Origin of the sequence: Streptomyces sp. CA-181903 (assembly GCF_050937075.1) — a bacterium.
Taxonomy (GTDB): Bacteria; Actinomycetota; Actinomycetes; order Streptomycetales; family Streptomycetaceae; genus Streptomyces.
The window spans coordinates 4,343,695-4,356,368 of record NZ_JBNJLY010000001.1; the positions used below are offsets into that span (position 1 = coordinate 4,343,695).

Consider the following 12,674-nt stretch of genomic DNA (forward strand, 5'->3'; position numbering starts at 1 on the left):
CGGCCCGGAGCGGGCCCGGCACGGGCAAGGGCCCCCGGGGCGGCGTCGGCCGCCCGGGGCCCTTCCCGTGAGTGACGTGCGAGGCGTGTCAGCCGCAGCCGCCGCCGCATTGGCAGGAGCCGCCCTGCTGGCAACCGCAGGAGCAACCTGGGCCGCACTGGCATCCGCTCATCGCGGGCGCTGCGGGGATCACACGCTCTGGGGTGTTCGCGAGAGAACCGGTCATGCGGTACCTCCTCGATGGGTGGTCTGCCACACCCCACTCAACGCTCACTCGGCATCGGTCGTCAATGCGCTCGGTGTACGAGTGTGTGGGCGCACCGGGTGCGTCGGGGGGCGTACGGGCGCACGCGGGGTATCACGAGGTTTCCCCCGCGCCGGGGGCGCCCGCCGTCTGGTTGAGCTCGTCGGCGTGCTCGCCCGTGACCAGGTAGACGACGCGCTTGGCGACCGAGACGGCGTGGTCGGCGAACCGCTCGTAGTAGCGGCCCAGCAGGGTCACGTCCACGGCCGTCTCGATGCCGTGCTGCCAGCGGTCGTCCATCAGGTGCTGGAAGAGGGCGCGGTGCAGCAGGTCCATGGCGTCGTCGTCCTGCTCCAGCTGGAGCGCCAGGTCGACGTCCTTGGTGATCAGCACCTCGCCCGCCTTGGCCATCAGCCGCTGGGCGAGCTGGCCCATCTCCAGGACCGTGGAGTGCAGGTCGCGGGGGACCGCCGTGTCCGGGAAGCGCAGCCGGGCCAGCTTCGCGACGTGCTGCGCGAGGTCGCCCGAACGCTCCAGGTCGGCGCTCATCCGCAGGGACGTCACCACGATCCGCAGGTCCGTGGCGACCGGCTGCTGCCGGGCCAGCAGCGCGATGGCCCGCGCCTCCAGGTCCCGCTGGAGGTCGTCCACCTTGCTGTCGCCGGCGATCACGGCCTCCGCGAGCTTGAGGTCCGCGTCCAGGATCGCCGTCGTGGCACGCCCTATGGCGGAGCCGACGAGCCGCGCCATTTCGACCAGCCCGTCGCCTATCGAGTCCAGCTCCTCGTGGTACGCGTCCCGCATCGTGTCCTTCTCTCGCTTCGAGTCGTGCGGCGGCCGGGACCGCGTTCCGGTGCTCTTCGGGCCGCCCGGTACCACGATCCGGCCGGAACGCGACGGGTGTCGACCCCCGGAGTGAACCACCGCCGACCTCAAGGTGAACTCTCGGCAACGTGTGTTCGAGGCGCCCCCCTTTTGGCTGTGGGGCTGTCGGTGCCCCCGCATAACCTGGAGGCATGAACGTGGACGCGGCCGTCGCCGCAGCGGCAGCCCTCGCCGGCCTGTGTACCGGTGTGATCGCCATGCTGGCGTTCCGCTGGAGCGAGCGCGACCAGGCGCGCCCCAGCCGTAGCTCGCTGCACACCGACGCGGTCCTGCCGCCAGGTGTCGACACCGTGCTGTCCGTGCTGCGGTCCTCTGCCGTCGTCCTCGACGAGGGGGACGCCGTCGTCAAGGCCAGCTCGGCGGCGTACGCCCTGGGCCTGGTGCGCGGGGGCCGGCTCGCGGTGGACGAGATGCTCCAGATGGCCCGGGACACCCGCCGCGACGGGGAGATACGCCAGGTCGAGCTGGACCTGCCGCGCCGCGGCACCGGCCGCGGGGAGGCCCTCGCGGTCTCCGCCCGGGTGGCGCCGCTGGGCTCCCGCCTGGTCCTGCTGCTGGTCGAGGACCTCACCGAGGCCCGCCGCATCGAGGCCGTCCGGCGGGATTTCGTGGCCAACGTCAGCCATGAGCTCAAGACCCCGGTCGGCGCGCTGTCGCTGCTCTCCGAGGCCGTGATGGACGCCAGCGACGACCCCGAGGCCGTCACCCGCTTCGCCGGCCGGATGCAGATCGAGGCCACCCGGCTGACCAACCTGGTCCAGGAGCTGATCGACCTCTCCCGGGTGCAGAACGACGACCCCCTGGAGGACGCCGAGCCCGTCCGCGTGGACGAGCTCGTCGCCGAGGCCGTCGACCGCTGCCGCCACCAGGCCGGCACCAAGCAGATCACCATGGCCTCGGGCGGCGCGGCCGGCCTGCACGTCTGGGGCAACCGCGGCCAGCTCGCCGCGGCCCTCGGCAACCTCGTCGAGAACGCCGTCAACTACAGCCCCGCCCGCACCAGAGTGGGCATCGCCGCCCGCCGGGTGGCCGCGCCCGGTGGCGATCTGATCGAGATAGCCGTCACCGACCAGGGCATCGGCATATCCGAGAAAGACCGCGAGCGGGTCTTCGAACGCTTCTACCGGGTGGACCCCGCCCGCTCCCGCGCCACCGGCGGCACCGGCCTCGGCCTGTCGATCGTCAAGCACGTGGCCGCGTCGCACGGCGGCGAGGTCACCGTCTGGAGCGCGGAGGGCCAGGGCTCCACCTTCACCCTCCGCCTCCCGGAGGCGGGCGTCGGCCGCGACCGGCTCCGGCTGAGCCGGCTGGACACCGACGATCCCCAGGACGCGGCCGAGGCGACGGGCCACCTCCACGGCCTCGCCACCCCGGAGCCGCACCGGTGAGTCGCCCGCGCCCCACGCGCCCCGCCGTCTTCTTCCGCCCGCACCGCCAGAACGAGATCCGACCGGAGGTCGCCCCGTGACCCGAGTGCTCGTCGTCGAGGACGAAGAGTCCTTCAGCGACGCGTTGTCCTACATGCTGCGCAAGGAGGGGTTCGAGGTCGCCATCGCGGCCACCGGCCCCGAGGGCCTGGAGGAGTTCGAGCGCAACGGCGCCGACCTCGTCCTGCTCGACCTGATGCTGCCGGGCCTGCCCGGCACCGAGGTCTGCCGGCAGCTGCGGGGACGCTCCAACGTGCCCGTCATCATGGTCACCGCGAAGGACAGCGAGATCGACAAGGTCGTGGGCCTGGAGATAGGGGCCGACGACTACGTCACCAAGCCCTTCTCCTCGCGCGAACTCGTCGCCCGCATCCGCGCGGTGCTGCGCCGCAGGGGGGAGCCGGAGGAGGTCGCGCCCGCGGCGCTGGAGGCCGGCCCGGTACGGATGGACGTGGACCGGCACGTCGTCACCGTCTCCGGCGGCAAGGTCGACCTGCCGCTGAAGGAGTTCGACCTGCTGGAGATGCTGCTGCGGAACGCCGGACGGGTGCTGACCCGGATGCAGCTCATCGACCGGGTGTGGGGCGCCGACTACGTGGGCGACACCAAGACGCTCGACGTCCACGTCAAGCGGCTGCGCGCGAAGATCGAGCCCGACCCGGGGGCCCCGCGCTACCTGGTGACGGTGCGCGGCCTCGGCTACAAGTTCGAGCCGTAGGCCGCGGGACCACCGCGGAGGTGCGGCCAGGGCCCGGGAGCCGTCGGCTCCCGGGCCCTGCCGCGTTGTCCGCCCCGGGTTCCCGGACGGGCCTCCGGTTCGCGGACGGCCCCCGGGGTTCCCGGAAGGACTCAGTGCTCGGCGTCGGGCGACGCCGGGGTCTGGCGGCTCTTGTCGCCCTTGTCGTTCTTGTCGCCGGTCTCCGGCTTCCCGTCCTTCTTGGACTTGTCCTCGGCCTTGCCGGACGCCGGAGCGGTCGCGCCCGCCGGCTTGCCCTGCTTTCCGCCGCCCGGCTTGCCCGGCTGCGGGGACTGCGAGCCCTGCGGGGACTGGGACGGCTCCGCCGGGCCCCAGTCCTTGAAGTAGCTGGTGGCCGGGACGACGAGGGCGCCGACCCGCACATCACCGGTGCGGCTGAAGACGAACGACAGCTGCTGCTGCGCGCCGTCCTTGAGGCTCTCACGGCCGTTCGGCAGGACGGCGGAGGCGTTGCCCTTGCCGCCGAGCGTCACCGAGCCCCCGGCCGGGACCACGACAGGGCCGCTGCCCTTGGCGCCGGTGAGCTGCACCGCGACGTTCTTGCCGGGCAGCTTGACGGCGGTCAGCGTCTGGTCCTTGACGCCGTTGTTGAACACCTGGCCCGTGATCACGGCCGGTCCGGTCGTGGTCTGCCCCGGCTGGGTGACCACGTTGACGTTCTGGAGCTTGATGTCACCGACGGATGCGGCGACGTTGTCCGGCTTGACCTGCAGCGTCTGCGCGTCGTTGCCCGCCGCGCAGGCGGAGAGCGAGGCGATCGAGAGCGCGAGGACGGTGGCGGCGAGAGCGCCGCGTCGAAGGCTGCTGCTCACGGCGGCGGCATCTCCTTGGACGAAGTAAGGGGTGTGTCAGCGGGCTTAGGTTACCGAGCCGTCGGGTGGCCCCCGCACCCGACCCGCCCCTCAAGGTCCACTCGGCCGTCGAGCGTCCTACCACCGGCTTATCGGAGGAGCCGTCCGGTGGATTATCGGTAAGGAATGTGAGTGGTGAGGGGGAACGAGTTCCGGAATTGATCAAGTTCGGCTTGATCAATTCCGTAATCCGCGCGCGGAAGCCCCCGCCGCCCCGAACGGAGTACCGGAACTGCCACGACCGGACCCCGGCAAAACGGGACGTTCGACCGCTCGCGTGCCCGTCCCGGTACGTGTAACGTGCCCGTTTCGCTTGCCCCGGACAACCGCTCCGACCTGCGAATACCTGCTTCCGGAACCCTCGCGCAGCACGTCCCGGCCGTTGTTGTCAAGCCCCGAGATATGCCCTGACCTGCGGAAACGCCATTCAGAACGAACACTTCCCGTGTTAGACTGGATAGCCACGGAAGGGGTACCTGTCACATGACGTTCAAGGTTGGCGACACCGTGGTCTATCCCCATCACGGGGCCGCGCTGATCGAGGCCATCGAAACTCGCCAGATCAAAGGCGTGGACAAGACCTACTTGGTGCTGAAGGTCGCCCAGGGTGACCTGACGGTTCGGGTGCCGGCGGACAATGCGGAGTTCGTCGGTGTTCGCGATGTGGTCGGCCAGGACGGGCTCGACCGGGTCTTCGAGGTTCTTCGGGCGCCGTACGCCGAAGAGCCGACGAACTGGTCCCGCCGCTACAAGGCGAACCTGGAGAAGCTCGCCTCCGGCGATGTGATCAAGGTCGCCGAGGTCGTGCGCGACCTGTGGCGCCGGGAGCGCGAGCGCGGTCTGTCCGCCGGTGAGAAGCGCATGCTCGCCAAGGCCCGCCAGATCCTGGTGAGCGAGCTCGCCCTCGCGGAGAACACGAACGAGGACAAGGCCGAGGCCCTGCTCGACGAGGTCCTCGCGTCCTGACGCACACCTGACGCTCAGGTGCCGGCTCCCCGCCGCACAACAGAAGTGCGACGCAGAGGTCGCGACGTGGAAGTGCCGCGGTGCCCGCTGACGAACGAAAGCTCGTCCGACGGGCGCTGCGGCATCTCTGCTCCGGCACGGCATCTCGGCTCCGGCCGGGACCGGTGTTCCCCGCCCGCGCCACCCATGGCCCGTACCACCACGCCGAAGGCGGGTGCGCGGACGTCGGTGGACGGGCGGCCGGACCAGTCGTTCACGGAAGGGGCTGGTCACGGTGAGCGCCCGGCACTACCCGAGCTCTGCTCGCTCGGGGTTCCCCCAGGCCATACCCAACTCGGCCGAGGAAGCAAACCTGAACGCCAACGCGATGTCTGATCGAGCCATTCTTCCCGACGGACCGGAGCAGGGCGGTGCCCCGACGGCCCCCGCGCCCCGCACCGCCGCGGTGATCCCCGCGGCCGGTCGCGGCGTCCGGCTCGGCCCCGGCGCGCCCAAGGCGCTGCGCGCCCTGAGCGGTACGCCCATGCTGGTCCGCGCCGTCCGCGCCATGACCGCCTCCCGGGCGGTCTCCCTGGTCGTGGTCGTCGCCCCGCCGGACGGCGAGGCCGAGGTGCGTTCCCTGCTCGACGAGTTCCCGCTCGCGGGCGACCGGACCGAGGTCGTGGTCGTCCCCGGCGGAGCCACCCGGCAGGAGTCCGTCGGCCTGGGCCTGAAGGCGCTGCCCGACGACGTCGGGACCGTGCTCGTCCACGACGCGGCCCGTCCGCTCGTGCCCGTCGACACGGTCGATTCCGTCGTCGCGGCCGTCCGCGCCGGTCATCCGGCCGTGGTGCCGGCCCTGCCGCTGGCCGACACGGTCAAGCAGGTCGCGCCGCGCGCCGTGGAAGCCGCCGCCGGTCCCGGTGCGGCCCCCGAGACCGTCACCGGCACCCCGGAGCGCGCGCTGCTGCGCGCCGTGCAGACCCCCAGGGCTTCGACCGGCGCACGCTGGACGCGGCCCACGCGGAGTTCGAGACGGCGGCCCGCGAGGGCGACGGCGCCACCGACGACGCCGGGATGGTCGAGCGGCTGGGCGTCCCCGTCGTGGTCGTCCCCGGCCATGAGGAGGCGTTCAAGGTGACCAGGCCGCTGGACCTGGTGCTGGCCGAAGCGGTGATCGCCCGGAGGAGGGCCAACGATGGCTTCTGACGCGCCGGTTCTGCCCCTGGTGGGCATCGGCACCGACGTGCACGCCTTCGAGGAGGGCCGCGAGCTGTGGTGCGCGGGCCTGCTCTGGGAGGGGGCGACGCACGGTCTCGCCGGCCACTCCGACGGCGACGTCGCCGCGCACGCCGCCTGCGACGCGCTGTTCTCGGCCGCGGGCGTCGGCGACCTGGGCGCCCACTTCGGCACCGGCCGGCCCGAGTGGTCCGGCGCCTCCGGCGTGACCCTGCTGGCCGAGGCGGCCCGCATCGTCCGCGCCGAGGGCTTCGCGATCGGCAATGTGGCGGTGCAGGTCATCGGCGTCCGCCCGAAGATCGGCAAGCGGCGGGACGAGGCGCAGCGGGCGCTGTCCGAGGCGGTCGGCGCGCCGGTGTCCGTCTCCGGGACGACCACCGACGGCCTGGGGCTGACCGGTCGCGCCGAGGGCCTGGCGGCGGTGGCGACGGCGCTGGTCTACCGGCGCTGACCGGTGGGTGCCGCGTCCGGGCGGCACCCGCGCCGTACGGCGCGCCAAGCCCTTGTGCGCCGTCGCGCCTTTGCGTGACGGCGCGCTGGCATACCGTGATCCGGTACCGACACTCCGTCGTGCGCGCGCCCGCCCGGCGCGCGCCCGTCATCTCGAGGGAAGGGCCCGGATGCTCTCGGACGACCTGAAGCAGTACCTGGACGACAATCCCGCCTTCGTCACCGTCGCCACGGTCCAGCCGGACGGCAGCCCGCAGCTGTCCGTCACCTGGGTCAAGCGGGACGGCGACGACCTGCTGATCTCCACGACCGTCGGGCGCCGCAAGGAGAAGAACCTCCGCCGCGACCCGCGGATCACCGTCATGGTGAACCCGCCGAACGCCCCCTACACCTACGCCGAGATCCGCGGTACCGCGGAGCTGACCACCGAGGGCGGTCAGGAGCTCATCGACGAGCTGTCCCGGAAGTACACGGGCAAGGCGTACGCGGACTTCAACCCGGACGCGAAGAACGACGGCCGGCGGGTCGTCGTGCGGGTCGTCCCCCGCAAGGTGGTCGGCAGCCTCTGAGCGGCCGTGCGCGCCCGCCGGGGAACGGCGGGCGCGTCCGCGGTGGTCCGTCAGCCGCCGTCGGCCGCCCCGGCGCCCACGCGGCCGGCCTCGGCCGGTTCGAAGGGCTTGGGGTGGCGGGGCTCCTGGAGGATCGTCAGGCCGCTCTGCGGGTCGGGTGTGCGCAGGGCGGGGACGGTGGAGTTGCGGCGCATGTCCTCCATGCCCTGCTGCATCGCGCGCCGCAGGCGTTTGCCCACCGGGCGTTCGACGCACCGGTGGATCAGCCAGGCGGCCGTCAGCATCACCGCGATCAGGCCGGCCACCAGCGGGTACGGCGGGATGTGGGAGCGCAGGCCGTGGATGACGGTCATGCCGATGTACTGGTGGATGAGGTACAGCGGGTAGGTGAGCGCGCCGGCGGTGGTGAGCCAGCGCCACTGGATCCGGTCGAAGTACCCCAGCGCGATCAGCGCCATGATCACGAAGGCCAGGAACACCATCAGCTTGGCCGGCCAGGTGGGGATGCTGTTGTTGGTGTTGTCGGCGACCCGCTTGGGCACCCCGTGCAGCGCGATCAGCAGGGAGACCGTGACGATGGCCCAGAGCAGCGCCGTGGGCTTGAAGCGGTGCATCAGGTAGAAGGCGATGCCGGCGACGAAGTAGGGCGTGTAGAGCGGTGTGGCCCACATCTCCAGGAGCTTGCTGCCGGACTGCGGGGCGATGACGGCCGCGACGGTCCAGACGCCACAGAACAGGACGCACTTGCGGTACGTGACGCCGGTGGCCACCACAATCGCGAAGAGGACGTAGAACTTGAGCTCGATGAACAGCGTCCAGTAGACGCCGTCCACGTCCCACACCCCGAAGGCCTCCTGGACCATCGTGAGGTTGGTGAGGACGACGTCCCAGCTCTCCACGCTGCGCACCTGCGGCCAGAGTGTGATCACCCCGGCGGTGAGGAAGACCGCGAACCAGTAGGCGGGGTAGATCCGGGAGACGCGGGAGACGACGAAGTCGCCGAGCGACCGCCCCCAGGTGCTCATGCAGATGACGAATCCGCTGATCAGGAAGAAGATCTCGACGCCCACGAAGCCGTAGCGGGTGACCGTCCGCAGGACGGGGAAGACCTTGTCCGGGTGCTGGTCCCAGCCGCCGCGCAGAGCGGTGTAGTGGAAGACCACGACCATGAGGGCCGCCACCAGACGGAGTCCGTCCAGTACGGCGAGCCGGGGTGCCGGGCGCCGGACGGCTCGTGGGGCGCCGTCGAGTTCACCTCGCCTGGCGAAGCGCATGTCGTCCTCTTCCGTGACTAGTGGGATCGTCATACAGAGTGGGGGTGTGCGGGAATGCTGACACAGAGGACGTGTGCATGGCTGCGACCGTGGTCTCCTGTCCCTGTTTTTCTCCACCGTCTCCCCTGGATGGTGGTATTCATCCACGCCCTTCGCCGACGGTCCGGTGACGGCCGGGTGACCGGGCGGTGCCGGTGGCGTCCGGCGGTCCGGCTCCCCGCCGGGCGACGGCGCGCCGGAGCGCGTCCCCGAGCCGGCGGGCCAGCGGGCGCTCGATCCCCCGGTGCACCAGCCAGGCGGCCGACAGCACCCCCGCCAGCAGCAGGGGGAGCAGGACCAGGCGTGGAAGGTGTCCGTCCGCGTGCCGGATGACCACCCACCCGACGCGCTCGTGGAGCAGGTAGAGGGGGTAGGTCAGCGCACCCGCGGTGGACAGCCAACGCCAGTCGAGCCGTCGTGTCCACCCCAGTGCGACCGCCATCACGGAGAGGTAGAACACGCCGACCAGGGCGAGGGTGGGCCAGTGGGGCACCCGGTGGCCCATGTACGCCTCCGCGCGGTGCTCCGCGACCAGCAGATCGTGCTGGGCGATCAGGAAGGTGCCGCCGACGATCAGCCAGAGGAGCGGGGTCGGGCGGAAGCGGTACATCAGGTAGAAGGCGATGCCCGCGATGAAGTACCAGCAGTCGTAGGGCAGCAGGACGCGTTCGAGCAGCGGGTCGCCGGTCGCCCGGGCGACGACCGCCCCGGCGCCCCAGAGGCCGCAGAACGCCACGACGCGCCGGTAGTCGAGCCCCTTGTGGACGACGAGCGCGAACAGCAGGTAGAAGCGGACCTCGATCCAGAGGGTCCAGTACACGCCGTCGACCGGTTCCACTCCCAGGGGGTCCTGGAGCATCGTGAGGTTGACGGCGACGTCCTGGAGGGCGGCGGGGGAGTTGACCTCCGGCCACAGCCGGACGACGAGGGCGACCAGCAGCACCGCGAACCAGTAGGCGGGGAAGAGGCGGGTGAACCGGGAGACGGCGAACCGCCCGACGTCCTTGCCCCAGCCGCTCATGCAGATCACGAACCCGCTGATCAGGAAGAAGAGCTGGACGCCCAGCCACCCGTAGGACGCGGGCAGGTACGCGGTGGGGAAGAGGGCGCGGGCGGAGCGGTGGCCCCAGGCGCCGCTGTCGAAGGCGATCCAGTGGTACGCGACGACCATCAGCGCCGCGCACAGCCGCAGCCCGTCCAGGGCGGCCAGCCGGCCCGGGCGGCGCACGGGGGTGCCGGTGGCCGCTCCCGGGGTTGGGGGTGGTCGTGCTGTACCGGCAGAGTGGAGTGCAACGCCCCTCCTGGTGTCCGCGGCGCTCCGGTCCCGAGGTGTGCCCGGGAAGTTATCACGCGGAATTGCATTTTTGTCGCAAAACATTAAATAGCGGGCAAAGCGTGCCGAAGGGTTGTACGCGATCCGCTCCGCGCCCGGACGCGCACGCCCCCGAGAGCGGCTCGGGGTCCGGATCAGGGTCGCATCCGGGTGCCGGGCGCCCGGGGCACTGCCGTGGGCCCACTACCCTGGTTCCGTGACTATTCGCCTGTACGACACCAGCGCCCGGCAGATCCGTGACTTCTCCCCGCTCGTCCCGGGCTGCGTCTCGATCTACCTGTGTGGCGCGACCGTGCAGGCGGCGCCCCACATCGGGCACATCCGGTCGGGTCTGAACTTCGACATCATGCGCCGCTGGTTCGTCTACCGCGGCTACGACGTGACGTTCGTCCGCAACGTGACCGACATCGACGACAAGATCATCAAGAAGGCGGCCGAGCAGAACCGCCCCTGGTGGGCGATCGGCTACGAGAACGAGCGCGCGTTCAACGCCGGCTACGACGCCCTGGGCTGCCTGCCCCCGACCGTCGAGCCGCGGGCCACGGGCCACGTGCCCGAGATGATCGAGATGATGCGCGGGCTGATCGAGCGCGGTCACGCCTACGCCGCGGACGGCAACGTCTACTTCGACGTCCGCTCCTACGCCGACTACCTCCGCCTCTCCAACCAGGAGCTGGAGAACCTGCTCCAGCCCTCCGGCGAGGGCGAGACGGGCAAGCGCGACCCGCGCGACTTCGCCATGTGGAAGGCGGCCAAGGAGGGCGAGCCCAGCTGGGAGACGCCCTGGGGCCGCGGCCGTCCGGGCTGGCACCTGGAGTGCTCCGCGATGGCGCACAAGTACCTGGGCACCGCCTTCGACGTCCACGGCGGCGGCCTCGACCTGATCTTCCCGCACCACGAGAACGAGATCGCCCAGGCCAGGGCGTTCGGCGACGACTTCGCCGCCTACTGGGTGCACAACGCCTGGGTGACCATGAGCGGCGAGAAGATGTCCAAGTCGCTGGGCAACTCGGTGCTGGTCTCCGAGATGGTCAAGGAGTGGCGCCCGATCGTCCTCCGCTACTACCTGGGCACCCCGCACTACCGCTCGATGATCGAGTACAGCCCGGAGGCGCTGCGCGAGGCCGAGTCGGCGTTCGCGCGGATCGAGGGTTTCGTGCAGAGGGTCGTCGAGAAGGCCGGTCCGGTGGAGCCCGCGGCCGAGGTGCCGCCGGCGTTCGCCGAGGCGATGGACGACGACTTCGGCGTCCCGCAGGCGCTGGCCGTGGTGCACACCACCGTCCGGCAGGGCAACGCCGCCCTCACCGCGGACGACAAGGAGGGCGCCGTCGCCCGCCTGGCCGAGGTGCGGGCGATGCTCGGCGTCCTGGGCCTGGACCCGCTGGACGAGCGGTGGTCGGGCGGCGACCGCGGCGACGATCTACACGGCGTGGTCGACTCGCTGGTCCGGATGGTGCTGGAGCAGCGCCAGGCGGCCCGCGCCCGCAAGGACTACGCCACCGCCGACGCCCTCCGCGACCAGCTCCAGCAGTCCGGTCTCGCGATCGAGGACACCCCGTCCGGTCCGCGCTGGTCGCTGTCCTGAGCATCGTTCGCCGTCCTGAGCGACACTTTTCGTACGTACGTCTACTGAGCCGCGGCCGGCGGCTCTGGCAGTGAAGAAACAGGTGACCCCATGGCCGGCAACAGCCAGCGCAGGAACCGCCGCACGTCCAACAAGAAGGGCGCGACGGTCGGCAGCGGCGGCCAGCGACGCCGGGGCCTGGAAGGCAAGGGCCCGACCCCGCCCGCGAGCATGCGCAAGGGCCACAAGAAGAACCGCGTCGCCAATGCCGCGGCCAAGCAGGCCGCCCGCCGCCCGGCCCCGCGCCGCGGTGGCCCCAAGGGCACCAACGAGCTCGTCGTCGGCCGCAACTCGGTGGTCGAGGCGCTGCGCGAGGGCGTCCCCGCGACCACGCTCTACGTCCAGCAGTACCTGGACAACGACGAGCGCGTCCGCGAGGCGCTCCAGCTCGCCACGGACAAGGGCCTCAACCTCATGGAGGCCCCGCGTCCGGAGCTCGACCGGATGACCAACGGTCTCAACCACCAGGGCCTGGTCCTCTCGGTGCCGCCGTACGACTACGCGCACCCCGAGGACCTCACCGCGGCGGCGCAGGCCGACGGCGAGGACCCGCTGATCGTCGCCCTCGACGGCATCACCGACCCGCGCAACCTCGGCGCCGTCGTCCGCTCCGTCTCCGCCTTCGGCGGGCACGGCGTGGTCGTGCCGGAGCGGCGCGCGGCCGGCATGACGGCGAGCGCCTGGAAGACCTCGGCCGGCACCGCCGCCCGGACGCCCGTGGCCCGCGCCACCAACATGACGCGGATGCTGGAGGCGTACCAGAAGGAGGGCCTGATGGTCGTCGGCCTGGCCGCCGACGGCGACGTCGAGCTGCACGAGCTGGACGCCCTGGAGGGCCCGGTCGTGATCGTCGTGGGCAGCGAGGGCAAGGGCCTCTCCCGGCTCGTCGGCGAGACCTGCGACTTCCGGGTGCGGATCCCGATGCCGGGCGGCGCCGAGTCGCTGAACGCCGGTGTCGCGGCGGGCGTCGTGCTGTACGAGGCGGCGCGCCGCCGGGCGTGAGGCGCGGGCCGTTCGCAAGGCCCCGGACGGGCTGA

The 12,674-nt window shown here is 71.6% G+C and carries 11 protein-coding genes and 1 pseudogene; 8 read left to right on the forward strand and 4 right to left on the reverse strand.

Going from position 1 to position 12,674, the window contains the following annotated elements:
- Window positions 1-358: 358 nt before the first annotated feature.
- Window positions 359-1,048, reverse strand: a complete 690-nt coding sequence (gene phoU / locus ACQEVS_RS19495; protein WP_433022066.1) for a phosphate signaling complex protein PhoU — start codon at window positions 1,046-1,048, stop codon at window positions 359-361.
- A gap of 212 nt (window positions 1,049-1,260) precedes the next feature.
- Here phoU and ACQEVS_RS19500 point away from each other — a divergent pair, with 212 nt between their 5' ends.
- Together ACQEVS_RS19500 and ACQEVS_RS19505 are read left to right on the forward strand one after the other, a co-directional pair.
- Window positions 1,261-2,517: a sensor histidine kinase gene (locus ACQEVS_RS19500; protein ID WP_433022068.1), complete on the forward strand. Its 1,257-nt coding sequence runs from the start codon at window positions 1,261-1,263 to the stop codon at window positions 2,515-2,517.
- A gap of 76 nt (window positions 2,518-2,593) precedes the next feature.
- The gene (locus ACQEVS_RS19505) at window positions 2,594-3,274 is read left to right on the forward strand and encodes a response regulator (protein WP_433022070.1); all 681 of its coding nucleotides are present in this window, start codon (window positions 2,594-2,596) and stop codon (window positions 3,272-3,274) included.
- 131 nt (window positions 3,275-3,405) lie between these two features.
- On the opposite strand, the gene ACQEVS_RS19510 is transcribed toward ACQEVS_RS19505, so the two are convergent.
- Window positions 3,406-4,125, reverse strand: coding sequence for a DUF461 domain-containing protein (locus ACQEVS_RS19510; protein WP_433022072.1), 720 nt, complete (start codon window positions 4,123-4,125; stop codon window positions 3,406-3,408).
- 522 nt (window positions 4,126-4,647) lie between these two features.
- Here ACQEVS_RS19510 and ACQEVS_RS19515 point away from each other — a divergent pair.
- From ACQEVS_RS19515 to ACQEVS_RS19530, 4 genes and pseudogenes are all read left to right on the forward strand, one after another.
- Window positions 4,648-5,130, forward strand: coding sequence for a CarD family transcriptional regulator (locus ACQEVS_RS19515; RefSeq protein ID WP_003953493.1), 483 nt, complete (start codon window positions 4,648-4,650; stop codon window positions 5,128-5,130).
- Window positions 5,131-5,497: 367 nt separating this feature from the next.
- A pseudogene (ispD, locus tag ACQEVS_RS19520) lies at window positions 5,498-6,318 on the forward strand (2-C-methyl-D-erythritol 4-phosphate cytidylyltransferase).
- Window positions 6,308-6,799 carry a 2-C-methyl-D-erythritol 2,4-cyclodiphosphate synthase gene (ispF, locus tag ACQEVS_RS19525; protein WP_433022074.1) on the forward strand — a complete coding sequence of 164 codons (492 nt, stop codon included), beginning with the start codon at window positions 6,308-6,310 and terminating at the stop codon, window positions 6,797-6,799. The pseudogene ispD and the gene ispF overlap by 11 nt, the downstream one beginning before the upstream one ends.
- Before the next feature lie 169 nt (window positions 6,800-6,968).
- Window positions 6,969-7,367: a PPOX class F420-dependent oxidoreductase gene (locus tag ACQEVS_RS19530; protein ID WP_433022076.1), complete on the forward strand. Its 399-nt coding sequence runs from the start codon at window positions 6,969-6,971 to the stop codon at window positions 7,365-7,367.
- A gap of 50 nt (window positions 7,368-7,417) precedes the next feature.
- On the opposite strand, the gene ACQEVS_RS19535 is transcribed toward ACQEVS_RS19530, so the two are convergent.
- Both ACQEVS_RS19535 and ACQEVS_RS19540 read right to left on the reverse strand, forming a co-directional pair.
- On the reverse strand, window positions 7,418-8,674 hold the full coding sequence (locus ACQEVS_RS19535) for an acyltransferase family protein (RefSeq protein WP_433022078.1): 1,257 nt from the start codon (window positions 8,672-8,674) through the stop codon (window positions 7,418-7,420).
- A gap of 106 nt (window positions 8,675-8,780) precedes the next feature.
- The gene (locus tag ACQEVS_RS19540; RefSeq protein WP_433022080.1) at window positions 8,781-9,908 is read right to left on the reverse strand and encodes an acyltransferase family protein; all 1,128 of its coding nucleotides are present in this window, start codon (window positions 9,906-9,908) and stop codon (window positions 8,781-8,783) included.
- Window positions 9,909-10,209: 301 nt separating this feature from the next.
- On the opposite strand from ACQEVS_RS19540, the gene cysS reads away from it, so the two are divergent.
- Entirely contained in the window at window positions 10,210-11,598 is a 1,389-nt protein-coding gene (gene cysS, locus ACQEVS_RS19545; protein ID WP_433022082.1) for a cysteine--tRNA ligase, read from the forward strand.
- 90 nt (window positions 11,599-11,688) lie between these two features.
- Window positions 11,689-12,639, forward strand: a complete 951-nt coding sequence (gene rlmB / locus ACQEVS_RS19550) for a 23S rRNA (guanosine(2251)-2'-O)-methyltransferase RlmB (protein ID WP_433022084.1) — start codon at window positions 11,689-11,691, stop codon at window positions 12,637-12,639.
- Window positions 12,640-12,674: the final 35 nt, after the last annotated feature.

Excerpts from the sequence above, each read along its gene's own strand:
- ACQEVS_RS19530 (WP_433022076.1), top strand. The coding sequence starts at position 6,969 with ATGCTCTCGGACGACCTGAAGCAGTACCTGGACGACAATCCCGCCTTC.
- phoU (WP_433022066.1), bottom strand. The coding sequence starts at position 1,048 with ATGCGGGACGCGTACCACGAGGAGCTGGACTCGATAGGCGACGGGCTG.
- ACQEVS_RS19500 (WP_433022068.1), top strand. The coding sequence starts at position 1,261 with ATGAACGTGGACGCGGCCGTCGCCGCAGCGGCAGCCCTCGCCGGCCTG.
- ispF (WP_433022074.1), top strand. The coding sequence starts at position 6,308 with ATGGCTTCTGACGCGCCGGTTCTGCCCCTGGTGGGCATCGGCACCGAC.
- ACQEVS_RS19535 (WP_433022078.1), bottom strand. The coding sequence starts at position 8,674 with ATGACGATCCCACTAGTCACGGAAGAGGACGACATGCGCTTCGCCAGG.
- rlmB (WP_433022084.1), top strand. The coding sequence starts at position 11,689 with ATGGCCGGCAACAGCCAGCGCAGGAACCGCCGCACGTCCAACAAGAAG.
- ACQEVS_RS19515 (WP_003953493.1), top strand. The coding sequence starts at position 4,648 with ATGACGTTCAAGGTTGGCGACACCGTGGTCTATCCCCATCACGGGGCC.